The 25,083-nt window shown below is 61.8% G+C and carries 16 protein-coding genes; 10 read left to right on the top strand and 6 right to left on the bottom strand.

The genetic code is table 11. From position 1 onward, the window contains the following. Positions 1-40 precede the first annotated feature (40 nt). Both gor and IFT66_RS05730 read left to right on the top strand, forming a co-directional pair. Positions 41-1,429: a glutathione-disulfide reductase gene (gene gor / locus IFT66_RS05735; RefSeq protein WP_192076963.1), complete on the top strand. Its 1,389-nt coding sequence runs from the start codon at positions 41-43 to the stop codon at positions 1,427-1,429. A gap of 187 nt (positions 1,430-1,616) precedes the next feature. Further along, a complete protein-coding gene (locus IFT66_RS05730) occupies positions 1,617-2,990 on the top strand; it encodes a class II 3-deoxy-7-phosphoheptulonate synthase (RefSeq protein ID WP_113110585.1) in 1,374 nt (457 codons plus the stop codon). Between the two features lie 66 nt (positions 2,991-3,056). Here IFT66_RS05730 and IFT66_RS05725 read toward each other — a convergent pair whose 3' ends face one another. Both IFT66_RS05725 and IFT66_RS05720 read right to left on the bottom strand, forming a co-directional pair. Beyond that, a complete protein-coding gene (locus tag IFT66_RS05725) occupies positions 3,057-4,793 on the bottom strand; it encodes a pilus assembly protein TadG-related protein (RefSeq protein WP_192076962.1) in 1,737 nt (578 codons plus the stop codon). A gap of 1 nt (position 4,794) precedes the next feature. Continuing rightward, complete coding sequence (locus IFT66_RS05720; protein ID WP_062456567.1) at positions 4,795-5,214, bottom strand: TadE/TadG family type IV pilus assembly protein; 420 nt, start codon at positions 5,212-5,214, stop codon at positions 4,795-4,797. A gap of 187 nt (positions 5,215-5,401) precedes the next feature. Between IFT66_RS05720 and IFT66_RS05715 the strand changes: the two genes are divergently transcribed. Beyond that, on the top strand, positions 5,402-6,232 hold the full coding sequence (locus IFT66_RS05715) for a TolB family protein (protein WP_192076961.1): 831 nt from the start codon (positions 5,402-5,404) through the stop codon (positions 6,230-6,232). A gap of 81 nt (positions 6,233-6,313) precedes the next feature. Continuing rightward, a complete protein-coding gene (bluB, locus tag IFT66_RS05710; protein ID WP_192076960.1) occupies positions 6,314-7,015 on the top strand; it encodes a 5,6-dimethylbenzimidazole synthase in 702 nt (233 codons plus the stop codon). Here bluB and IFT66_RS05705 read toward each other — a convergent pair whose 3' ends face one another. Together IFT66_RS05705 and IFT66_RS05700 are read right to left on the bottom strand one after the other, a co-directional pair. Then, a complete protein-coding gene (locus IFT66_RS05705; RefSeq protein ID WP_092660813.1) occupies positions 7,016-7,705 on the bottom strand; it encodes a hypothetical protein in 690 nt (229 codons plus the stop codon). An 85-nt stretch (positions 7,706-7,790) separates the two neighbouring features. After that, positions 7,791-10,109: an NADP-dependent malic enzyme gene (locus tag IFT66_RS05700; protein ID WP_062456577.1), complete on the bottom strand. Its 2,319-nt coding sequence runs from the start codon at positions 10,107-10,109 to the stop codon at positions 7,791-7,793. Positions 10,110-10,327: 218 nt separating this feature from the next. On the opposite strand from IFT66_RS05700, the gene IFT66_RS05695 reads away from it, so the two are divergent. Continuing rightward, the gene (locus tag IFT66_RS05695; protein ID WP_062456580.1) at positions 10,328-11,143 is read left to right on the top strand and encodes a UDP-2,3-diacylglucosamine diphosphatase; all 816 of its coding nucleotides are present in this window, start codon (positions 10,328-10,330) and stop codon (positions 11,141-11,143) included. Between the two features lie 24 nt (positions 11,144-11,167). On the opposite strand, the gene dgcA is transcribed toward IFT66_RS05695, so the two are convergent. Continuing rightward, positions 11,168-12,148 (bottom strand): N-acetyl-D-Glu racemase DgcA, encoded by a 981-nt coding sequence (gene dgcA, locus IFT66_RS05690; protein ID WP_192076959.1) that lies wholly within the window; start codon positions 12,146-12,148, stop codon positions 11,168-11,170. 58 nt (positions 12,149-12,206) lie between these two features. Here dgcA and IFT66_RS05685 point away from each other — a divergent pair, with 58 nt between their 5' ends. The 5 genes from IFT66_RS05685 to IFT66_RS05665 all read left to right on the top strand — a co-directional run bounded on the left by IFT66_RS05685 (position 12,207) and on the right by IFT66_RS05665 (position 16,984). Further along, positions 12,207-13,412, top strand: coding sequence for an ABC transporter permease (locus IFT66_RS05685; protein WP_371816186.1), 1,206 nt, complete (start codon positions 12,207-12,209; stop codon positions 13,410-13,412). Positions 13,413-13,423: 11 nt separating this feature from the next. Further along, complete coding sequence (locus tag IFT66_RS05680; RefSeq protein WP_342344749.1) at positions 13,424-14,269, top strand: ABC transporter ATP-binding protein; 846 nt, start codon at positions 13,424-13,426, stop codon at positions 14,267-14,269. 8 nt (positions 14,270-14,277) lie between these two features. Further along, on the top strand, positions 14,278-15,648 hold the full coding sequence (locus IFT66_RS05675; RefSeq protein WP_062456594.1) for an MlaD family protein: 1,371 nt from the start codon (positions 14,278-14,280) through the stop codon (positions 15,646-15,648). Positions 15,649-15,670: 22 nt separating this feature from the next. Further along, a complete protein-coding gene (locus IFT66_RS05670) occupies positions 15,671-16,279 on the top strand; it encodes an ABC-type transport auxiliary lipoprotein family protein (protein ID WP_062458021.1) in 609 nt (202 codons plus the stop codon). A 366-nt stretch (positions 16,280-16,645) separates the two neighbouring features. After that, a complete protein-coding gene (locus IFT66_RS05665) occupies positions 16,646-16,984 on the top strand; it encodes a hypothetical protein (protein WP_192076957.1) in 339 nt (112 codons plus the stop codon). Between the two features lie 374 nt (positions 16,985-17,358). Here the strand turns inward: IFT66_RS05665 and IFT66_RS05660 are convergent, their stop codons facing one another. Beyond that, positions 17,359-24,714, bottom strand: coding sequence for an apolipoprotein A-IV repeat region-like domain-containing protein (locus IFT66_RS05660; protein ID WP_192076956.1), 7,356 nt, complete (start codon positions 24,712-24,714; stop codon positions 17,359-17,361). Between the last annotated feature and the right edge of the window lie 369 nt (positions 24,715-25,083).

Here is a 25,083-nt window from a genome sequence, read left to right as displayed (position 1 = left end):
CCCAAGCATCCCACCCATGTTCTTTCTTCAGGAGCCTGCCATGACCGCCTATGACTATGACCTGTTCGTGATCGGTGCAGGCTCCGGTGGCGTCAGGGCAGGGCGCGTTGCCGCGTCGCTCGGCAAGACGGTTGCCGTGGCCGAGGAATATCGGTTCGGCGGCACCTGCGTCATCCGCGGCTGCGTGCCGAAGAAGCTGCTTGTCTACGCGTCGCAGTTCTCGGAGCATTTCGAAGATGCTGTCGGCTTTGGCTGGACGGTCGGCGAAACCAGCTTCGACTGGAAAAAGCTGATCGCGGCCAAGGATGCCGAGATCGCGAGGCTCGAGGCGATCTACAAGCGCAACCTCTCCAATAGCGGCGCCGAGGCGATCGAAGATCGGGCCGAGCTTGTCGATGCCCATACGGTGCGCCTGGTGAAATCCGGAAGAACCGTGACGGCGGACAAGATCGTGATTGCCACGGGCGGCACACCCAACCCGCATGTGGCCCTTCCCGGCTATGAGCTCTGCATCTCGTCCAACGAGGCTTTCGATCTGCCGGAACTGCCGAAATCGATCCTGATCGCCGGCGGCGGTTATATCGCGGTGGAATTCGCCAACATCTTTCATGGCCTCGGCGTCGAGGTGACGCTGATCTATCGCGGCCAGGAGATCCTGTCGCGGTTCGACCAGGACATGCGCCACGGACTCCGCAAGGCGATGGAAGACAAGGGGATGCGGGTCATCCTGACAGACGTGATCGCCGAAGTGACGAAATCTCCGGCCGGTCATCTCATCGCGTCGACCATGGGCGGCGAAACGCTTGCCGTTGATACGGTGATGCTGGCGCTCGGTCGTGATCCGAACACCGATGGATTGGGGCTTGAGGCTGCCGGTGTCGAGGTGGACGAGCTCGGAGCCATCGTCGTCGACGAGTATTCGCGCTCCAATATCGAAAACATCTATGCGCTCGGCGATGTCACCAACCGGGTACAGCTGACGCCGGTCGCGATCCATGAGGCGATGTGCTTTATCGAGACCGCGTTCAGGAACAATCCGACCAAGCCGGATCACGAGCTGATTGCGACGGCGGTGTTCTCGCAGCCGGAGATCGGCACGGTCGGTCTTTCGGAAGAGGAAGCGGCCAAGCGCTATGCCGAGCTCGAAGTCTACCGCGCGGAATTCCGGCCGATGAAGGCAACGCTCTCCGGCCGGCAGGAAAAGACGATCATGAAGCTGATCGTCGATGCCGAGAGCCGCAAGGTGATCGGATCCCACATCCTCGGCCACGAAGCCGGAGAAATGGCGCAGCTGATCGGCATCTGCCTCAAGGCCGGCGTGACGAAGGACGATTTCGACCGCACAATGGCGGTGCATCCGACGGCTTCGGAGGAACTGGTGACCATGTACACGCCGAGCTACCGCATCAGGAATGGCGAGCGGGTCTGAGATCTGTTTGGACAAGAACGAATATAATTTAGCAATGTAAGATGTTTCGGCGTCGTTTGTTGCACTGGTGGAAGCCCTGGCGGGCGCTTATCTACCCGCTATGCAAACGAGGCCGTTCGGTCTATAAGCCCCGCAAAATTTGAAGCTTTGCCCGGCGGGGGAGCCGGGGTGGAAACAGGTGAGTATCATGGCGCAGAACTGGACCCCGAGCACGTGGCGGAACAAGCCGATCCAGCAGGTTCCGGACTATCCGAACATGGCTGCATTGGAAGCAACCGAGGCACAGCTTTCCACATTCCCGCCGCTCGTGTTTGCGGGTGAGGCTCGCCGCCTGAAATCCCAGCTTGCCAAGGTGGCGGAAGGTGATGCCTTCCTTCTGCAGGGCGGCGACTGCGCCGAAAGCTTTGCCGAGCATGGCGCCGACAACATCCGCGACTTCTTCCGCTCGTTCCTGCAGATGGCCGTCGTGCTGACCTACGGTGCGCAGCTTCCTGTCGTGAAGGTCGGCCGGATCGCCGGCCAGTTCGCCAAGCCGCGCTCGTCCAATATCGAGAAGCAGGGCGATGTCGAGCTGCCGTCATACCGCGGCGATATCATCAACGGCATCGATTTCACCGAAGCCTCACGCATTCCGAACCCGGAGCGCCAGCTGGATGCCTATCGCCAGTCGGCGGCAACGCTGAACCTTCTGCGTGCCTTCGCGATGGGTGGCTATGCCAACCTCGAAAACGTCCACAAGTGGATGCTGGGCTTCGTGAAGGACAGTCCGCAGGGCGAGCGTTACCGCATGCTGGCCGGCCGGATCAGCGAGACAATGGAGTTCATGCGGGCGATCGGCATCACGGCCGACAATCAGCCGAGCCTGCGCGAAACAGATTTCTTCACCAGCCATGAAGCCCTGCTTCTCGGCTATGAGGAAGCTTTCACGCGCGTCGATTCGACATCGGGCGACTGGTACGCGACGTCGGGCCACATGCTGTGGATCGGCGACCGCACGCGCCAGCTCGACCATGCGCATGTGGAATACTTCCGCGGCATCAAGAACCCGATCGGCCTCAAATGCGGTCCGTCGCTGCAGCCGGACAATCTGATCCAGCTGATCGACGCGCTGAACCCGGCAAACGAGCCGGGCCGGTTGACGCTGATTGCGCGTTTCGGTCACGACAAGGTTGCCGATGGCCTGCCGAAGCTGATCCGTGCCGTCGAGCGCGAAGGTCGCAAGGTCGTCTGGTCCTGCGATCCGATGCATGGCAACACGATCACGCTCAACAACTACAAGACCCGTCCTTTCGAGCGGATCCTGTCGGAAGTGGAAAGCTTCTTCCAGATCCACCGGTCGGAAGGGACCCATCCGGGCGGCATCCATATCGAGATGACCGGCAAGGATGTGACCGAATGCACCGGAGGCGCCCGTGCGGTGTCGGCCGGCGACCTGCAGGACCGCTACCACACGCACTGCGATCCGCGCCTCAATGCCGACCAGGCGCTGGAACTGGCGTTCCTCCTGGCCGAGCGCATGAAGAGCGGTCGCGACGAGAAGCGAATGGTCGTCAACGGCTGAACCCCGGTTCGACGCAACGCAAAAGGACGGCGTGAAAACGCCGGCCTTTTGCGTTTCAACGGTCGCCTACTGGACGAGAACGGGGTTGCGGCAGGACGCGCCACCGACCTGGACATCCGCTTCACCAACGCGCACGCCGAGGGTCAGCAGGACGTTGTAGAGGACGGTGTCGACCGGGCTCATGGCCGCACCGAGCGTGGCACCGACGGCAGCGATAATGGGTTGCGGCAGTCCAAGCCCAAGGCCGAGAAGGTCTACCCGCACAACGAGCTTGGAAAGCAGGCTCGTCGTCAGCGACTCAAGCACGTTCTTGACCGACGTCGACTTTACCCTGTTCGCGCTGATATCCGCCGGCGAGAACGTCAATCGCTCTGTCTTGAGATTGGTCGAGGTGGTTTCCGCCATGGCGGAGACCTTGAGAAGAAGGGTCGAGATGATGTCGGCTCGCGTGACACGCGGATCTTTGCCGAAGTTCGTGAATGCAGTCGTATCGACGTCGCCCAATGCGATCGACGCGATGCCCGGGACGGCGTCGACATCGACGCTGGCGCTGTTGGCCGCGCCCGTACAGGTGATGCCGGCAAGCCGTCCTTCGGCATAGGCAACTTCCAGGTAGAGGGGGACGCGGACCTTGAGCCCGAGGATCGCCTGAAGGCCATCAACCACGACCTCGACCGCCACGCGTGTCTGAGCGGTGCGGACGATCGTGCCCGGCGCGCCGACTGCGAGGTAGGACGACCCGACCGGCGGCTCCCCGATCGCAACGGTCACCTTGGACGAGGCGACACCGGGAATGGATGTCCCAAGGTCGACAGAGAGCTGCTTGCCGCCGCTGGCAGCGGTTGCGGCCGCCGACAGCAGATCGAAGACGCTGGTGTTGACAGATAGTCCACTCGATTGGCCGATCAGCTTTTGAGATACGGGTCCCAGCTTCAGAGTATCCTCGAGCTTGACCATGACCTTCGTCTTGTTGAGCGTCTTTTCGAGATTGGAGAGGACCGTCGAGACCGAGGGGGTAAGTCCGGTCGTCTTGCCGAGGGCTCGGACAAACTTGCCATAGTTGATGTCGGTTGTGAGAACATCCGCGTAAGTCCCTGACTGGAGACCAAGATCAAGAGCAAGTTGGTCGATCGTCTTCAAGGCATTGACCTGGGCATCGGCGAGGGCCCGATAATCCATCGCCTTCAGGGAAATCGTCGTTCCGAGCATCTGGCCAAGCAGGGCATTGAGGACACCCTCGTTGACGCTTGCCAAACGACTGCCGATCGAGAAGGACGCAAGCTTATCCGTTGCTGCTGTGCCGGATGCGGCAAGTGCCGGCGGGGTGGTGAGACTTGCCCCGAACATCAGGTTGCTCTTGCTGCGGAGCGTCAAGCGGACCGCATCGGGCGGTGTTGCGCCGGCGACAAAACGGTTCGCGGCAGGCTGCGCGGGATCGGGTACATAGCGGCCCCTGGTGATCTCGGCATAGCTGCCATAGGCTTCGAGCGCCGTCTTGGGGTTGAATGGGACAACCCCCTTGGTCGTCAGCAGGCCGCCGGCGCTGACGACGCCAATGCTTTGACCGTTCATCGCGAAAAAGTCGAAAGCGGATTTTTCCGCAGTCGAAATGTTGGCCGCCGCTGCAATCGCGGCAAGGTCGGCGCTTGCCTGCAACTGCCGCTGCTGCAGCGTCAGGCTGCCATAGTCGACGCCGAGAGCCAGCGCTCCGATGGCAAGCGGCATGGCAAGTGCAGCAGTAATGGCAATGTTGCCGGCCCGGTCACCGGCGATAGTCTGACGACGCTTCAGGCGGAAAATCATCTCAAATGCCTCCGATCCGCATGGTCGAATAGCGCCTTATGTGCTTGTCCGGCATGGCGTAGCTGTAGAGACTGAAAATCGGCAGGGTACTTGCGTCGTATTCGATCGATACGGTGAACTGGTTGGGGTTGCTCGGGTCGCTTTGCACCTTCGTCGTGAAGTTCTTCTTGTCGAGAAGCGCATAGTCCATCGTCGACTTGGTGAGATACTCCTGCACCAGCTTCTGGCGTTCGCTGGCATCGAGGCCGGCAACAGCCGTGCGTGCCGCATCCGCGGCAATCTGCTGCACGGCGTGGGCCGCAGCGAGGTAGACGCCATAGCCGATCAGGCTGAAGAGCATCAGAAGCAGGACCGGCGCGATGATCGCGAATTCGACGGCGGAACTGCCCGAACGGCATCGCAGCAAGGACCGGATTCTCATCACCAACTCCCATTGTATGAGTATATTCGAATATAATGTTATGCGGTTATAAAGAATCCATGAATCGCGTCCGTCAGTTTTTAATGATGTGTTTTTAGAGTTCCGAAGGCTTATCTCGCGTGACTTGCCACCTTGTGTTCAGGCGTCGTAACCTCACGCTGGCAGCAAATCGCCGGGAGAGGATGCAATGCGCAGTTCGGTCGAAATCTATAATATCCGGACGCGACAGAGCCGGATTGTCTGGCAGACGAGCGCGCTTTTCGAAGCGCCGAACTGGGCGCCGGACGGACGTTTCCTCATGCTCAACAGCGACGGGCTGATCTATCGGCTGCCCGTGGCCGGCGACACGCCTCCGATCATCGTTGACACCGAGTTCGCGGTTGCCTGCAACAACGACCATGGCATCTCGCCCGACGGCACGCTGATTGCGATTTCCGATAAGGTCGAATTCGGCAAGTCCGCGATCTATGTGCTTGCCGCGACCAGGGGCAAGCCAAGGTTGGTAACACCGAAGCTTCCCTCCTACTGGCACGGCTGGTCTCCGGACGGACAGCGCTTCGCCTATTGCGGCATCCGCGACGACGTTTTCGATATCTATACGATTGCGGTCGAAGGCGGCGAGGAGATGCGGCTCACCCATGGCGAAGGCCGCAACGACGGGCCTGACTACTCCCCGGACGGGAACTGGATCTATTTCAATTCGAGCCGTACGGGCACCATGCAGATCTGGCGCGTGCCGGCTTTGGGCGGCTCGGCGGAGCGCATCACCGACAGCCCCTATGGCGACTGGTTTCCGCATCCGTCACCGAAGGGAGACAAGATCGTTTTCGTGTCCTATGACGGCGACGTGTTCGATCATCCGCGCGATCTCGATGTCCGGGTTCGGCTGATGGATATGGATGGCAGCAATGTCGAAACGCTGTTCGAACTGTTCGGCGGGCAGGGCACGATGAATTCGCCAAACTGGTCACCGGACGGTGACGAATTCGCCTATGTCAGGTATTTTCCTGTTTCGTGATGGGCTTGCGATATCTGGTATGGTCGGGCATAGCCTCGGCAGTTTTGCTTCAGCCGTCGCAAGTATTGTTGGGGATAGACGATGCCGCCAATTCCAGAACCGTCCGACGATACGCAAGCGGGCCTTGCTCCGGCCGGCGCCTTTTCCGCGGCGGAGCGGGCAGCGATCTACCGGGTGATCGAAACGCGACGCGACGTTCGCGATCAGTTCCTTGCCGATCCCTTGAGCGACGAGCTTGTCTCCCGTCTTCTGGCGGCCGCGCATGCCGCACCGTCAGTCGGTTTCATGCAGCCGTGGAATTTCATCCTCGTCCGTGACCAGGCGATGCGGCAGGCGGCCTGGGAGGCCTTTTCAAAGGCCAATGACGAGGCGGCGGAGATGTTTTCCGGCGGCGAGCGCGATCTTTATCGCAGCCTGAAGCTTGAAGGCATTCGCAAGGCGCCGCTATCGATCTGCGTTACCTGTGATCCGGACAGGGCGGGACCGGTCGTGCTCGGTCGCACCCACAATCCGCGCATGGATGTCTACTCCACCGTCTGCGCCGTGCAGAACCTGTGGCTTGCCGCGCGCGCCGAAGGCGTCGGTGTCGGCTGGGTCAGCATTTTCCGCGATGAGGACGTGCGCAGGCTGCTGGGTATCCCAGAGCGCGTGGCGATCGTCGCCTGGCTCTGTCTCGGCCATGTGGACAAGCTCTACAGCGAGCCGGAACTGGCCGTGCGCGGCTGGCGCCAGCGCCTTGCACTGGAAGACCTGGTGTTTTCCGAGCGCTGGCAGGGAGACTGACTACTGCTGTTGCTGCGGACCATTTTCGCGGGGGTGGCGCAGATCAATACTGGCTTCAGGGAGAAAAATCGGACCCACCGTGCGGACCTTTGCGGAGGTTTCGTAATTCCGCTCCGGTACCGGCGGCGTGGGATCGATCGCAACCTTCTGGACGGTGGCAGGCTTGCGGGTCCGCAGGTCGGTGATGCTGCCGGAATAGGCCTCCTCATCCTTCGGTAGCGCGATCCCCTTCACCCGGATCCGTTCCTTTTCCTCCTCCTTCGCGACATCCTGGAAATCGGACGGAATGCAGGCATTCTGACGGATGGCAACGATGGTTGCGCCGCGCTCTTCCCCGGTGACGGACAGGTTGCGGGCTTTGTTGCGCTCGTCAACAAGCACTTCGCGGTTTTCCTCCAGGGCTTGCAGCTGCTCGAGGAGGGGTTCGCACTGGTCGGCCTTGGCCGCGCCAAAGGAAACAATGCTGCCGCCACCGCATCCGGCGCGCCGCATGTCGACGCGAAGTTTGCGGATGTCGGAGTTTGCCTGGCTGAGGTCCTGCGCATATCGGCGCATCTCAGCGGTATTGCCGATCACAACGGGTGTGCTGTGAAGCTTGCGGTACAGATCCGCGCAAAGCTGCGCATCCCGCGCCAGGACGGAGGCGGGGACGAAGACGAGCGGAATGAAGATCAGGCCGCGAAATCGCATCGCTTTTCCGGCAATTCGTTAAAACCCATCAAACATAGGCCGGGGCGGATGAAGATATCCTAAACCGCCCCGGCTTCTGTGAGACCTAGCCGAACAGCGACTCTGGCTGCGAGGCTTCGACGACGGCCAGAGCCGCCATATTGACGACGCCGCGGGATGTGACGGACTGGCCGAGAACATGGGCGGGTTTTGCCGTGCCAAGCAGGATCGGGCCGACATGCAGCGCGTCCATCATGGTGCGCACCAGGCCAAGCGAGATGCTGGCCGCATCGAGGTTCGGGAAGACCAGCAGATTGGCTTCACCGGACAATGTGGTGCTCGGCATGGCGCGCTTGCGCAGTTCCTCGGAAAGCGCCGAGCCACCCTGCATTTCACCGTCGACTTCCAGATCCGGCGCCCGTTCGCGAATGATGGCGAGTGCGTCGCGCATCTTCGCGGCGCTTTCGGAATTGCGCGAGCCGAAATTGGAGTGGCAGATGAGGGCCGCCTTCGGCTTGATGCCGAAGCGGCGCACTTCCTGGGCCGAGAGAATGGTGATCTCGGCAATCTCTTCGGCGGTCGGATTGTAGTTGACGAACGTGTCGGTGAAGAAGATCGCACCGCGCTGCGAAATCAGCAGGCTGAGGCCGGCGAGCGTCTTCGTGCCTTCGCGTTTGCCGATGATCTGGTTGACGTCGCGCAGATGCCGGTCGTAGCGGCCTTCGATGCCGCAGATCAGTGCATCGGCCTCGCCGCGCTGGACCGAGAGCGCGCCGATGACCGTGTTGCTGGTGCGCACGATGGTTCGTGCCGCTTCGGGGTTGACGCCCTGGCGACCGACAAGCGCGAAATAGTCGTCGACATAGCCGCGGTAACGCGGATCGTCTTCCGGGTTGACGACGGCGAAATCGACATTCGGGCGGATGCGGATGCCGAAACGCTGGAGACGCGCTTCGATGACCGAGGGACGGCCGATCAGGATGGGCCTTGCAATCTGCTCTTCGAGCAAGATCTGTGCGGCCCTCAGAACCCGTTCGTCCTCGCCTTCGGCGAAGATGACGCGGTTTCTTTCGGCAGTCTTGGCCGCCGTGAAGATCGGCTTCATCACGAAGCCGGAGCGCCAGACGAATCGGCTAAGCTGGTCGAGATAAGCTTCGAAATCCTGGATCGGACGAGCGGCGACGCCGCTTTCGGCCGCAGCCCTTGCGACGGCCGGCGCGATGCGCAGGATCAGCCGCGGATCAAATGGCGATGGGATCAGGTAGTCGGGGCCAAAGATCGGCGTTTCACCGGAATAGGCTTTCGCGGCGACGTCAGAGACTTCTTCGCGGGCAAGTGCTGCGATCGCCTTGACCGCCGCCATCTTCATTTCTTCGTTGATCGTGCGGGCGCCGCAATCGAGTGCACCACGGAAAATGTAGGGGAAGCAGAGGACGTTGTTGACCTGGTTGGCGAAGTCCGAGCGGCCGGTGCAGATCATCGCGTCGGGACGTTCGGCGCGTGCAAGTTCCGGCATGATTTCCGGCGTCGGGTTGGCGAGCGCCATGATCAGCGGCTTTTCGGCCATCTGCACCAGAAGTTCGGGCTTCAACACGCCCGCGGCCGACAGGCCGAGGAAGACGTCTGCGCCGGCGATATTGTCGGCCAGAACGCGGTTGTCGCTCTTCTGGGCGTAGATCGCCTTCCACTCGTCCATCAGCTCGACGCGGCCCTCATAGACCAGCCCTTCGATATCGTGGACCCAGATGTTTTCCTTCTTCGCGCCAAGCGACACGAGAAGATGCAGGCAGGCAAGCGCTGCCGCACCGGCGCCCGACGTGACGATCTTGACGTTGTCGATCGTCTTGCCGGCAAGCTCCAGGCCGTTGAGGATCGCGGCGGCGACGATGATCGCCGTTCCGTGCTGATCGTCATGGAAAACCGGGATGTTCATCTTTTCGCGAAGACGACGCTCGACTTCGAAACATTCCGGGGACTTGATGTCTTCGAGATTGATGCCGCCGAAGGTCGGCTCCAGTGCCGAGATCGTCGAGACCATGGCTTCGATGCCCGGCGCGTCGATTTCGATGTCGAACACATCGATGCCGGCGAATTTCTTGAAGAGGACGGCCTTGCCTTCCATCACGGGCTTGGAAGCGAGCGGGCCGATATTGCCGAGACCGAGCACGGCAGTTCCGTTGGAGACCACGGCGACCAGATTGGCACGCGCGGTAAATTCCGCGGCCATTTCCGGATTGTCGCGGATCGCAAGGCAAGGGGCGGCCACACCCGGGGAATAGGCGAGCGCCAGATCGCGCTGGTTGCCGAGCGGCTTGGTGGCCTGGATTTCCAGCTTGCCGGGGCGGGGATAGCGGTGGAAGAAGAGAGCCTGTTCGTCGAGATCTCCGGTTACCGGCGATGGTTTCGGATTGTCGTGCCCATCCATGCTCTTATGGCTCCTCGTGTCGATTTCCGTCCTGACATGCGAGTCCCCTCCTTACATCAATCGATCCATCGAGAAACTACAATATTTGCGATGCTGTCGGATTTTGCCGCCGGTTTCGGGTGGTCGCCGACTGCGGCGATCGCGCCCCTGTCATCATCCTGAAACACGAGTCTGATTTTCGAAGGGTAGGACAAGGTAGGTAACGAAGGGACGTTTCCGTGGCCGATGCAATCGAGACAAGGCATTTCAGAACCCTGTTCATTTCGGACGTGCATCTCGGCTCCAAAGCCGCCCGCACGGACTTTCTCCTCGATTTCCTGCGCTACCACGAGGCGGAAACGATCGTGCTGGTCGGCGATATCGTCGACGGCTGGCGGTTGAAGCGCAGCTGGAACTGGCCGCAGGGCTGTAACGACGTGGTTCAGAAGCTTTTGCGCAAGGCGCGCAAGGGCACGCGGATCGTCTACATTCCGGGAAACCACGACGAATTCCTGCGCGATTTCCCCGGCATGCATTTCGGCGGTATCGAGGTCGCAGACCGGATGATCTACGAGATGGCAGACGGGCGGAAATACCTGGTGCTGCACGGTGACGAGTTCGACGTCGTGGTGCGCAATGCGCGTCTGCTCGCCTATCTCGGTGACTGGGCCTATGATGCGGCAATCGCCATCAATGTCGGTCTTGCAGCGGTGCGCCGCCGCATCGGCCTGCCATACTGGTCATTCTCCGCCTGGGCGAAGCTGCAGGTGAAGCACGCCGTGAATTTCATCGGCGAGTTCCAGAAGGTTGTCGTCGACGAGGCTCGTCGCAACAATGTCGATGGCATCATCTGCGGCCATATCCATCATGCGGTGATGGAAGACATCGACGGGATCCACTACGTCAACACGGGCGACTGGGTCGAAAGCTGCACGGCGATTGCCGAGCATCGCGACGGGACGCTGGAACTGATCTCCTGGCAGAAGATCGCGAAGACTGCGGAAATCACGACGCTGCCTTCACCGGAGACCATTAGGGGCATGCAGGCTGCGTAACGGCCTGTCGGTGCAAGGGACTCATTATCCCCAGAGATTCGTCCGGGGCGGATAGACCAGCGATCCGTCGTATCGCAGCCCGTCCGGGCGGTCTTGCGCCAAGAGTAGCGGACCGTCGAGATCGGCGTAGTCGGCATCCTGCGCCAGAAGAACTGCGGGGGCCATGGCAAGCGAGGTTCCGACCATGCAGCCGATCATGACGGCAAAGCCCAGTCGCTGGGCCTCCTCCTTCATGATCAGCGCCTCCGTCAGCCCGCCGGTCTTGTCGAGCTTGATGTTGACGGCGTCGTAGCGGTTTCTCAAACTTGCAAGATCGCCGGTCGCGTGCACGCTTTCGTCAGCGCAGATCATCACCTTGCGGCGGATGGTGGCAAGGATTGCATCCTTGCCGGCTGGCAGCGGTTGCTCGATCAACGAGATACCGAGGGCGTCGGCCACATCCAGATGTCGGGCCAGATTGTCCTCTGTCCAACCCTCGTTGGCATCGACGATCAGACGCGAATCGGGCGCTGCTTGCCTCACCGCCCGCATTCGGCTTTCGTCATCGTCTGTGCCGAGCTTGACTTTGAGGAGAGGGCGCGCCGCATTCCTGCGCGCATCCTCTGCCATTGCCTCCGGCTCGCCAAGCGACAGCGTGAAGGCGGTGATGAGCGGCTTTTCGGCAGCATCAATCATCGATGCCACCGAACGGCCAAGGCTTTTGGCTTCCAGATCCCACAAGGCGCAGTCCACCGCGTTGCGGGCGGCTCCCGGTCGCAGGCGCGTCTGCAGTGTGTGGCGATCCATGCCATCGTGCATCATCGAAGCGAGGGAGTTTATCTCGTCGAGGACGCCTTCGGTTGTTTCACCGTAGCGTTTGTAGGGAACGCATTCGCCCCGGCCGGTCAGGCCGTCGCGGGTGATCGCACAGGTCACCACCTCGGCTTCTGTCTTGGAACCGCGGGAAATCGTAAACACCCCCGCGATCGGGAATTTCTCGATTGTTGCTTCGAAGTGACGCGTCATGGTTTTCCACCTGGGCGTTGTGGCAAATCCGTTCAGGGTCGCTATATTGCCGCTCTCAGTGCTGCGATCAACAGCAGATCGCAGCCGCGTGCTGCTTAACCTAAGCCGAAAGAAACCTGTGCCGTCACAACCTGCCGAAATCAAAGCCGAAGACCTGCCCGGCGGCGATGGCGAGCGCTACATTCTGGCCGGAGAATGGCGCAATCATTCGATTTCGCCGGTCCTCAAGGCGTTTGGCGATCTTGAAAAGAGCAGCGGGTCTGGATCCCTCGAGATCGACGTCTCGGGGATCGACGGAATCGATACATCCGGCGCCTGGCTGATTCGCCGTCTTCTGTCGGCAAAAGCCGAGCAGGGTCGCGACGCGAAGTTGGTCGGGGCGGAAGGGACGATTGAGGAACTGGTTGGCGCCCTTCCGGAAAAGACCCCGGCACCGCCGCCCAACGATCAGGACAAGCGGTCGCTGTTTGATCGCGTGTTCAGCCCGGTCGGCAAGACGATGACCGAATTTGCCGGTGACTTCGTTGCCGCCATGCACATTCTCGGCTCGGCGGTCCGTGGCGCACAGCTGAAATTCGGCCGCGGATCCGGCGTCTCTCCGGCATCCGTCGTGACGCATATCGACCGGATGGGCGTGCGTGCGGTGCCGATCATCCTCCTGATGTCGTTTCTGATCGGCGCCATCATTGCCCAGCAGGGCGCTTTCCAGCTCCGGTATTTTGGCGCGGAAATCTTCGTCGTCGACTTGGTCGGCATTCTGCAGCTTCGCGAAATTGGCGTTCTGATCACGGCGATCATGATCGCCGGCCGTTCGGGAAGCGCGATCACCGCCGAAATCGGCTCCATGAAGATGCGCGAAGAGATCGACGCGCTGACCGTCATCGGCCTCAATCCCGTCGGTGTTCTCGTCTTCCCGCGTCTCGTGGCGCTCACGATCGCACTGCCGCTTCTGACCATCGTGGCAAACCTGTCGGCCCTCTACGGCGCTGCGGTGATCACGCTGGTCTATTCCGGCATCACATTCGATACGTTCCTGTCTCGCCTCAAGGAGGCGGTCGACTTCTCGTCGGTGGCATCAGGCATGATCAAGGCGCCGTTCATGGCGCTGGCAATCGGCATCGTGGCGGCTGTCGAGGGAATGAAAGTCGGCGGCAGCGCAGAATCGCTTGGCCAGCACGTCACCTCGTCGGTGGTGAAATCGATCTTCGCGGTGATCCTGATCGATGCGATGTTTGCGATTTTCTATTCCGCGATCGATTTTTGATGGGGACCGGCGTGGAAGACGTTCAAACCTTTGACAATACCAAACTCGCGGAGACGAAGAGCGACGAGCGCAAGGTCGTGCTGTCGGTCAAGGATCTGACGGTCGGCTTCGGCTCGAAGCTCGTGCTGGACAATCTGAACCTCGATATTTACCGGGGCGAGATCCTCGGCTTCGTCGGAGCGTCGGGCACCGGTAAGTCGGTGCTGATGCGCACGGTTCTCAGATTGCTGCCGCAGCGCTCAGGTACGATCGAGATCCTCGGAGTTGATTATGCCACGGCCGACGAACAGCAGCGCGTGGCGCTCGATACGCGGCTCGGCGTGCTGTTCCAGCACGGTGCGCTGTTTTCGGCGCTGACGGTGAAAGAAAACATCCAGCTGCCGATGCGCGAGTATCTCGATCTGCCGCAGTCGCTGATGGACGAACTCGCCTATGTGAAGCTCGAGATGGTGGGCCTGCCGCCCGATGCGGCTGACAAATATCCGTCCGAACTATCCGGCGGCATGATCAAGCGTGCAGCCCTTGCGCGCGCTCTTGCGCTCGACCCCGATCTGGTTTTCCTCGACGAGCCGACATCCGGCCTCGATCCCATCGGCGCTGCCGATTTCGATGCCTTGATTGCAAGGCTGCGCGATACGCTTGGCCTCACCGTCTACATGGTGACCCATGACCTCGACAGTCTGTTTTCCGTTTGTGATCGCATTGCCGTGCTTGGGCAGAAACGGGTCTTGGTGGAAGGCACGCTTGAGGATATGTTCGCCTTCGACGATCCGTGGGTTCAGTCCTATTTCAAGGGCAAGCGCGCGCGTTCCGTCGTGACCGATGAGACCAGGCCCGACGGCGAATCTGAGAAGTGATGTAACCTATGGAAACTAAAGCAAATTACGCCCTCGTCGGCTTTTTTACCTTGCTGGTAATGGCTGCCGCTTTCGGGTTCGTCTACTGGATGGCTTCGTCCGGCCGGGGAGGCCCCACCGCTGAGCTGGCGATTCGCATTCCGGGCTCCGCAAACGGTCTTTCCGTTGGTTCGGCGGTGCGCTTCAACGGCATCCCGGTCGGCTCCGTGCGCAGCCTCAGCATCGACCCGGATGATCCGCGCTACTCGATCGCGTTCACCGAAGTGCGCGCCGACGCACCTGTCTACCAGTCGACCAAGGCCGTTCTGGAAGTTCAGGGCCTGACGGGCGCTGCCTATGTGGAAATGTCGGGTGGTGCCAAGGGTGAAGAAAACATCCTGCAGAAGGCGATCGAGAGTGGCCGTCCAGCGGTGCTGATCGCCGACCAGTCGAGCGTAACCAACCTTCTTGCGACCGCCGACAAGATCCTCGACCGGGCCGACCAGGCGATCGGCGACATCCAGGGATTTGTCGGAGACGCACGTGGTCCGCTGACGCAGACCATTCGCAACGTCGAGACGTTTACGGCTGCGCTCAGCAACAATTCGGACAGCATCGACAAATTCCTGAACAGCCTTTCGACGCTGTCGGCGACGGTCGATCGCGTCTCCGGCACGTTGAACTCGACGCTCGAAGCAGCTGACCAGCTGGTACGGGCGATCGATGCCGAACGGGTCAACCAGGTTGTAACGAACGCCGAACGGGTGACTCGCAACATTGCCAATGCCTCGGACAACTTCGGCCCTCTGGTGCAGAACGTGACCCAGGCGGCTGCGAGCTTCCAGCAGGCAGGCGTCGATGCGCAGAGCGCCCTGAAACGCGCCGATACGCTGATGGCGGCTGTCGACGTCAATCAGGTCGGCGCTACGATCCGCAACATCTCGTCGGCATCCGAAGACGCACGCCAGACGCTCAGCTCGGCGCGCGACGTGATCGACGACGTGTCGCGCCGCCGCGACGACATCAACGGTGCGATCTCCAACTTCACGGACATGTCGACCAAGCTGAACAACGCATCGAACCGCGTCGACGGAATTCTGGCGAAGGTGGACGGGCTGGTCTCCAGCGACGACTCGCAGGGTCTGTTTGCCGAGGCGCGCAAGACGCTCGAATCCTTCCGCACCGTCGCCGACAATATCAATTCGCGCGTTGGACCGATTGCCGACAACCTGTCGCGCTTTTCGTCCGGTGGCCTGAGAGACATCCAAACGCTGATCAACGACACGCGCGGAACCGTGCAGTCGCTCAATCAGGCAATCAGCAATTTTGACCAGAACCCCCAGCGCCTGATCTTCGGCGGCGAAACGGTGAAAGAGTACGATGGCAGGACACGGCGCTAACATGCGGGGAGTTCAGGGTTTCATGCAAGGATCTGCGATGCTTCGCGTCATGCGCCATCCGATCATCATCGCAGCCCCTTTGATGGCAGCACTTCTGGCCGGTTGTGGCAGCAAGGCGAACAACGACACGTTCGACCTGTCGATCACGCCGATGGCAAGTGGAGCAACCGCGAAGAGCCGGCAGATCCTGGTGCCTGAACCGACTGCGGTCAAGATGCTCAACAGCGACCAGGTCGTTGTGCGTATTTCGCCCTCCGAGGTTCAGTATCTGGCCAATTCCCGCTGGGGCGACAGGCTTCCGGCACTGGTCCAGTCGAAGCTGGTCGAAGCGTTCGAAAACTCAGGACGGGTTGGCGGCGTCGGCAAGCCGGGGCAGGGTCTGGCGATCGACTATCAGGTCGTAACCGATATCCGCAGCTTCGAGGTGGTGACTGAGGGCAACAGGCTTGCCACGGTGGAGATCTCGGCAAAGCTCTTGAACGACCGCAACGGCAGCGTTCGTGCGCAGACCGTCTTCAAGGCAACGGTGCCGGTCGCCGGAACCGAGAACCGCCGCTTCATCGAAGCGCTGGACAAGGCATTTGCACAGGTCGGCGCGAATATTGTCGACTGGGCTCTCAAGGCCATGTGATCCTTTTCGCGCGGGGACGACCCGCGCGATATCGGCCTGGCGGAGACTTCTCTGCCGAACAATTCGCGGCAGAGAAGCACTTTCCTGCAGTACGTAATCTTACCCGAGCGAACGCTACCCAAGGGCGCTGGCGGTCAAGCTTGGCGATGGTCCCAAGCATCGCGTTAGGATGCCCACCCGGCTCCCGGACCCGCTCTGCCAGCTGAGCGATACGATACTGGTTCCAGCACTGCGATCCTCACGAGATCTGACATGCGTCTGTGACAGCTGGCTTTGCAATCCGAACTAATAGCCTGGCCGTTATGGAGTTGACCTGCGCTATAAACAGCGCTCCGATCTCGGTTGCCTCTCCTGAAAGCCAAGCGAATGGCCGAACTTCCAATTCCCGTCTATCTTTTCACGCAGTCCGGTTTTGCTCCCTCCGGTGACACCGTGGTCAGCGTTGCACCGTTGGAAAGTGTCGTGGCGGTTTATGGCGCAGGCGGCGTGGTGGGCGAAGGCGGCCTGGCTTCTGCCTTTGGCGGCGCCGTGGTGTTTCGCAACGATGTCTCCGGCGCGTGCTATATCGGCGTCTGGGGCGCCCGGAACGCGTCACGCTTTCGCAGCGACCTTCGTGCACGGATGGAGATCAGGCTGCTCAGGCACGCGCCCGATGCGCGGCTCAGTTTCTGGGGCGCGGCAAAAGAGCGGCCGTTGAGGAACTGAGTAGAAAGAGGGCCAGACGTTAGGTTCGCTCCGATGCAGTGCAGCCCATCGAAAGCCGGCTTGATGGGCGACTGAGCGTTCTGTGAAGAGTACCGGCGAAAAACTCCGCAGGTCGGTTTGGAAACTGAGCCTGTCACCAAACTCCTCTCACCCTCGCCCTTGTGGCGGGGATCCAGTCAGCTCGTGTCCTTGAGCTGAAGGAGTCTGTGACCCCAACAGCCCTCGTGCCGCTGGAATTTCGGCACAAGGGCTGGGATGAGGGAGGTCGGGGTATCCCTCTCGCCAACAGCTTCTTCAGGGTTTATCCGCCAACGAAAAAGCCGCCCCGAAAGGCGGCTTTTCTTGTTTTTGGCATTCCCTGCGGAATGGATCGATCAGCTGAAACGTCCGGCCGCGTGGGCGAGCATGGTGTAGACCTTGCCCGTATCCGAGGTCAGGTAGCTCTGGGTGACCGTCTTGTCGCGATCTGTGCGGGCGACATCGGCGAGCAGCTTTTCGAAATCGGCGATGTAGCGATCGACGGCGGTGCGGAATTCCGGCTCGCGTTCGTATTTCCGCTTGATGTCGTCGAACGTCTGCTGACCCTTCAGCGTGTAGAGGCGGCGTGTGAACACGTCGCGCTCGCCGCGCTGGTAACGGCGCCAGAGGTCGACCGAGGCGTCGTGATCGATCGCGCGGGCGATGTCGACCGACAGAGAGTTGAGCGATTCCACCATGTGGCGCGGGTTGCGGTTGTCTCCGTTGGTGCGAACCGGCTGGGCCGGTTCGGCTGCTGCCGGGCGTGCAGGCTGCTGCGGCTGGCGAGCAACTGTGCCGGCTGTATCGTCACGAGACGCACCGCGAAGGAGATCGCTGATCCAGCCGCCTTCACCTGGACGCTGCGTTGCTTCAGGTGCGCGGGAGACCGGGGCCTGAGGCTGTGCGAGAACCTGCGTTACCGGTGGCGTCTGTGAAGGCGCCTGGGCAACCGGCTTGCTGACGCCCTGTGCGATGCTCGGCGTCGGACGATCGAGTGGCAGACTGTCACGAAGGACAGACGAGCCAAACGGTGCGCTTGTCGCGGCGGCTGGTGCCGTCGGGGCTGCAGGGCGCGGGGCCGCCGGCTGCGGAGCCGGCTGGGCGACCGGAGCAGGGCGCGACACTGCAACCGGCTCGGACACGTCGAGGCTCTGGGCGGAGCGGCCGACTAGCTGCGAGATGTCCTGCAGGGCCTTGATCTGTTCAGCCACGGCACGGCGCATGGCGGCTGCGCTTTCCTTGGCTTCTTCGGGCAGATCGAACGCGCCGCGCTTCAGTTCGGTGCGAGTCGCATCGAGTTCCTGGCGAATGTCCTGGGCCGAGCGGCGGATCTCGTCGGTTGCGCCGGTAAAGCGGCCGATCGCCTCTTCAACCGAAACCCGCAGCGTATCGCGCAACTGCTGGGCTGCGCCATCGGTGCGGTTTGCGGCGTCGGCCAGCAGGCGCTCAATGTCGCCCATCGAACCGGTGATGCTGCCGCGCAGGCGTTCGGATAGATCGCGGGCGCGTGTCTCGGCATCCGACAGTGTCGTCTCGATGGCGCGGCTTGCCTCGTTGCCAGCCTCGCTCAGCGTCTCGCGCATAGCCTGGGCCGTGAGGTTGGCACGCTGCTGGGTTTCGCCCAGGCCGCGACCGATATCGGCGAAGGAAGCGTGCAGGCTTTCGCGCAGCGATGCGCCGATCTGCGAGGTGCGATCTTCGGCGCGGGTAAAGGCGCCATCGACGAGGGAGGTCAGACCATTGAGCGTGCCTTCGATTTCCTCCGAACGCTTGACGAGACCGGCAGAGAGCGTGCGAAGCGCGGTCTGGCGTTCGTCGAGCGTGCTTGCAAGGTTCGACTGGGCAGCGCCGAGCAGCTCGGACGCCTGAGCGAGAACCTTGGAGTGATCGTCGAAGCGACCGACGATGCCGCCGACCTGGCTGAGCGTCTGGCCGGAAATGCTGACCAGGCGATCGATGTTGTTTTCGAGCAGGCGGCTCGAACCATGCACGAGGTCGGCCGCGCTGTTGGCCGATTCGGCAAAGCGGTTGGCGGTCGCATCGAGCTTCTGATCGGCGTCGGACAGCTGTTCGCTGACACGGTCCGCTGCCTGGCCGAGATTGCGGGCGGCCTGTTCGACCAGCGATGCGATGCCGGAATTGCTTTCGGCAAGACGCTCGATCAGGCTGTTGACGTTTGCCGACAGGCTCTGCTCGACGGCGCGCATGGCACCGGTGGCATTCTCTGTCCGCTGGCTGATGGCAGCGAGCGTCTCGTTGGTACGGGCGGAAATCGCCTCCACCAGTGCGTCGTTCTCGTTGCGGATGCGGTCGGTCGTATCGCGGGCGGCCGTGGAAAGGCGCTCGGCGCTTTCCTGTGCGGCCTGGCTGATGCGCTCGGCGGCGGACCGGCCGGTCTCGGCATATTCCTCGACCAGCGGCCGTGCCTTTTCGTCGATCAGCTTGGAGAGTTCGGCCGAACGGCTTGAGAGCATCGAGTTCAGGTCGCGGGTGCGGCTGTCGAGCGACGAGCGGATCGATTCGCCACGGGCAGCGAGCGCCTTGTCGACGGCCGTGAGAGCGCTGTCGAGTTCGCCTGCGGTTTCGGCAAGCGTGTCGCGCAGAGACGTACCGCGGGCATCGAGCGCCTTTTCGGCATCGCCAAGCGCTTCCGAAATCGCGTTGACCTGTTTCTTCACCAGGCTGTCTGCTTCGGCGACCTTGTGGACGATCGCGTTGCCGGCTTCCGAGAAGGCCTGCGCCACGGTTGCCGCCTGACCGGCAAGCCGGTTCTGGGTTTCCGAAATGCGGTCGACGATATCGTTGGAGCGCTGTTCGATCGAGCGGGCAAACTCATCGTTGCGGGTGCTGAGTTCTTCTGTGAAGTCTGCGCCGGCGCGGGCAAGAAGCTCTGCCGAACGGCTGGCTTCGCTATCCATGCCCTGCGCTGCGGCGCTGACGGCGTCGCGGAGGCTGGAGGCGAGGCCGACAGCCTTGCCTTCGATGGTGCGCGACACGGCGTCTAGGCCGACGGTGAGCGCCCGGTCCATGGTGCCGAGGCGTTCTTCGATGCGGGCGGTGCGTGTATCCAGCGTTTCGGCGATCCGATCCGACGTTTCGGATCCGATGCGCTCAAATTCCTGCGTGCGGGATGCGAGCGCCTGATTGATGCGGTCTGCAGTTTCTCCCGACAAGCGCTCCAGTTCGGCCGTGCGATCACTCATCACGGTAGAAACGCGATCGGTCGCAAGGCTGGTAACGCGCTCCAGTTCCGCGGTGCGGGCGCCGAGTGCATCGGCGATACTGTTGCCGGCCGTGTCGACCAGGCTGGTCGCATTGCCCAGTTCCGAGCGGATGCGTTCTTCCAGACCACCGAAAGTCGTCTCTATCCGGGTGCCGGCGCCATCGAGGGCGGTAGAAACGCCGCCGACAGTTTCTTCGACGCGGCTCGAGAATCCCTCTGCGGAGGCTGTGATTTCGCGGGCGGCTTCGTTGAGCTGGCCTGCAATCGCGCCGACGTTTTCGCGAAGACGCGTTTCCAGGTTTTCACCGGCGCCGTCGATCGTGGCGCGCAGCGATTCCTGCTGGGCTTCGAGGGACATTTCCAGCATGCCGGCGCTGGTTGCGATGGTGGCGCCGATCGATGTTGCCTGATCCAGCATCAAGTCGGCCAGATGGTTTTGCGCATTGGTGAGCGTGCTGGCAATCAGGCCGCCGCGATCGTCGAGTGTCGAGCGAATGCGATCGTAGCCGCCATCGAGTGTAGACGAGAGCTGGCGGTTTGCCGTGTCGAGCGTCTCGGCCATCTGACCGTGTGCCGTCGTGACCTTTTCGGATATGTCGCGGCTTGCGGTATCGACGACGCCGGAGATCTGTACGGCAGCGGTGCCGACCGTGTCGCTGATGGTGCGGGTTGCTCCATCCAAGGTCGAAGCGATGTTGCGCGTTGCGTCGCCGACGGACTGAGAGATGTTCTGGGCGCCCGAACCGACCGTCGAGGAAATCTCGTAGTTGGCGGCGCCGAGCGTCTGCGCGATGTCCTGTCCGGCTGTGGCAAGCGTATCCGCGAGCTGCTGGTGACCGAGGCCGATCGTTGCAGCAATCCGCTGCTGGGTGGCGTCGAAGGTTTCGTCCATCCGCTGCAGGCCATCGGCCATGCCGGTTTCGAAGCGGCTGGTGCCATCGGTGAGGGCGGATTCAATACGTGTGGCTGCGCCACCGACCGAGTTTTCGAGACGAGCGCTGCCACCGTCGAGGATGCGGGACAGTTCCGCAGCCTGGGTTTCGAGCGTGATGTCGAGGCCGAGCTGGCCGTCCTGGTAGGCACTGCGGATTGCATCCGTGCGATCTGCAAACGCGCTTTCGATGCGTTCCGCTGCACCGCCGACGGATGTCTCAAGCTGCGCGCTGCCGGACTGGATGATGCGCGACAGTTCCGAGGCGTGGGTCTCGAGCGTGATGTCGAGGCCGAGCTGGCCTTCCTGATAGGCGCTGCGGATGGCATCGGTACGATCGGCAAAGGCGCTTTCGATGCGCTGGGCTGCACCGCCGACGGACGTCTCAAGCTTCTCGCTACCGCCCTGGATGATGCGGGTGAGTTCCGAAGCGTGCGTTTCGAGTGTGATGTCGAGGCCGAGCTGGCCTTCCTGATAGGCGGTGCGGATCGCATCGGTACGATCGGCAAAGGCGCTTTCGATACGCTGGGCTGCGCCGCCGACGGATGTCTCAAGCTTCTCGCTGCCGCCTTCGATGATGCGGGTAAGTTCCGAAGCGTGCGTTTCGAGTGTGATGTCGAGGCCGAGCTGACCTTCCTGATAGGCAGTGCGGATTGCGTCGGTACGATCTGCGAACGCCGTTTCGATACGCTGGGCTGCGCCGCCGACGGATGTCTCAAGCTTCTCGCTGCCGCCTTCGATGATGCGGGTGAGTTCCGAGGCGTGGGTTTCGAGCGAGATGTCGAGACCGAGCTGACCTTCCTGATAGGCGTTGCGGATCGCTTCGGTACGATCGGCGAAGGCGCTCTCGATGCGCTGGGCTGCGCCGCCGACGGATGTCTCAAGCTTCTCGCTGCCACCTTCGATGATGCGGGTGAGTTCCGAGGCATGCGTTTCGAGCGTAATGTCGAGACCGAGCTGACCTTCCTGATAGGCGTTGCGGATCGCGTCGGTGCGATCGGCAAAGGCAGCTTCAATGCGGCCGGCAACCCCTTCTACGGAATTCTCGAGGCGTTCGCTGCCGCCGTCGAGAATGCGCGCCAGTTCCGAGGTCTGGGTCGCAAGCGTGATGTCGAGACCGATCTGGCCGTCCTGATAGACGCTGCGGATCGCTTCGGTGCGTTCGGCCAACGTGGCTTCGATCCGTTCGGCTGCACCGCCAACAGACTTATCGAGCCGTTCGCTGCCGCTGTCGATGATGCGGGAGAGCTCGGAGACGTGGCTTTCGAGCGAGAGATCGAGACCCAGCTGGCCGTCCGTATAGGCCGTGCGGATTGCTTCGGCGCGAGCGGCAAACGTGTGTTCAATACGGCTGTCTGCATCCGATACGGCGCCGATCAGAGCTGCCGTCTTTTCTTCGAGTGCGCCTGTGAGGCGATCTTCGTGCAGGGCAAGCGAAGTCGCGATGTCCATCGATCGGTCATCGAAGATCTCAGCGAGGCGGTCGCGGTTGGCGGCAAGCGTCGTGTCGAGGCTCGTCACCTTGCGCTCCAGTTCGCTGCCGAGCCGGATCTCGCTGTCGGACAGCGCCTTCGACAGGACTTCAGTCTTGTCGTCGAACATCGAGGAGAGGCGCTCGGGTGTTCCCGACATCAGCTCGCTGATTGCCGAGGTGCGGCTGTCGAGGACTTCTGTAAGACGATCGTGGCTGCCGGTGACCGCATCGATGAGGGCGTCCGCGCGCGAACCGACGGCGTCCTCGAAACGGGCCTGGCTATCGGAGAGTGCGGTGGCGAGTGCCGTGCCGCGTTCGACCATAACGGCGTCTACCTTGTTGTGGGCGTCGCCGAAGCTGTGGCTGATTTCGTTGCTGCGGGCAGCAAGCGCATCGGAAAATTCGCGGGCGCGGTTTTCGAGCATGGAGTCCAGCACTTCCTGGCCGGTTCCAAGCGTCGTTGCGAGCGCCAGCGACTGGTCGGTCAGTGCATTGCCGATCCGGTCGATGCTGGACGACAGGATGCCTTCAATTGCATCCGAACCGCCTGCGACGGTTTCGTTGATGCGGGCGAGGCTGTCCATCAGCTTGCTGTCGAGCGTGCCGGCGCGCTGGTCGAATGCCGTGGTGAACTGCGACAGGCCGTCGTCGAAGGTTGCCGAAAGCTGGCCAACGGTTGCCTGGAGACGGTCTTCGAAGAGGCCGGAGCGGAGGTCGAGATCCATGATCGCGTCGTCGGAAGCAGTCTGCAGGCTCTGACGGAAGGTGGCGCTCTTCTGGTCGAGCGAGCGGTTGAGCGCGGCGATTGCCGTGTCCAGCGTGCCGCCGAGTGTCTTCTCGCTGTCGTTCAGGCCCTCGGTGATCTCGCGGGTACGGGCAAGCAGCGTTTCGTTGAGCTGACGGGTGCGGTCGGCGAGGGCGGCGTTGAGCTTTTCGGTGTTGGCATCGATGGTCGACGCACGGGTTTCGAACTGGCCGAGCAATTCCTGACCGCGTTCGGACATGGTCGATGTGAGCGTGTCGAGGCGGATATCGAACTCGGTGGCCAGAGCGATACCGGACGATGCCAGGCTCGAGACGAGGTTTTCGGCACGGGCCGCCATCAGGGAGCTGAGCGCTTCACCGGCAGCGTCGGATTTTGCGATGAGAGACGCGGCGCGGGTGTCGATCATCGAGGCAAAGGCCTCGCCTGACGTGGCAAGGCGAACGGAGATCTCCTCTGTCGACAGCGACAGGTCTTCCTTCAGCTGCTCGTGCACGCCGACGATCGACGAGCGGATACGTTCTGCGTGGTTGACGATCGCGTCGCGCTCGGCGCCGAGTTCGTGAACCAGGCCGCGGACGCGCAGCTCGTTGTCTGTATAGCTGCGTTCCAGCGCGTTGACTTCGGAATGAACCAGCGTTTCCAGCTCGGAGGCACGCGCAATGGTGCGCTCGATGCCTTCGTTCATCGCAGACACTTCGCGGCGGACAGCCTGGCCGACCGACATGATGCGCTCGGAGGCGATTGTTTCCGGTTCGGAGAGACGCAGGGCCACTTCCGCCATCGAGCGGGCCGCATTGCGCAGATCGGCAGCTCTCGCCATCATGATCGCGAAGGCGAAGAACAGCATGATCGGCAGCAGGATGCCGACAACGAGGGCGACGATTCCCGGTGCAGCGAGGACGCCGGCGACCGAGGTGAATTCCCACAGCTGGCTGCCGTAGATCAGCTGGCCGAGACCGATACCCGCAACAACCCAGAAGAACGAGATAATGGCGGCGTTGCGGACGGCGCTCTTGATCGAGCCGCCTTCGAGCGAACGAAGAATCGCATTCGGGGTGCGGCGACCGGCGTCATTGGCCGGCTCGAAAGCGGGCTGTCGGGCTGTCGTTTCGGGACCGGCCTGACGAGGCGGAGCGGATTGCGGATTTTGTGAGGACGATGGGGAGCGCTGCCTTGGCGTATCCGACACTCTGGTCTCCGAAGCGGTCTGAGTTGGTCGGGCGCGAGGCTGCTCGCCGTTGAAGTCGATCTTCAGCGCTTCTTCCAGTGCCTGGAAAGCCGTCTCATCGACCGACTCGCTGCTCGTTTTCTTCGCCATGCGGTTACGCCTCGTTACACTCACCCGGCGCTTTCGTTCCAGCTCTGCCGCCTGCAGGCTGGAAGTCGGGTCGCCGACCGGAACCCGGCCCGTGCGTCATGCTGGCCGCAATTCCACTTTACTCACAATTCGAACGGCCGTTGTTGCAAACGGATGATAATGAAAGCTTACCACCGTTCCGCCGTCAGACGCAGGATGGTTTACACACCCATCTCAACCGTCCTGTAGTGACACATTCGTGTCTTTCACACAATTGCTCGGCCGGGATCGGCCCGGAAAGCAGATTTGTTGTTAACAGAATTTAAACCACGAAAAATGTCGAAACCCCTGACATTCCGTGAGGTTGATGGAAATTAACCATGTCCCGAA

It is taken from the genome of Rhizobium sp. CFBP 13726 (assembly GCF_014841925.1).
Classification (GTDB): Bacteria; Pseudomonadota; Alphaproteobacteria; order Rhizobiales; family Rhizobiaceae; genus Neorhizobium; species Neorhizobium soli.
Note: the sequence above shows the minus strand (reverse complement) of the source record. Positions and strands in the feature narration are given on the sequence as shown.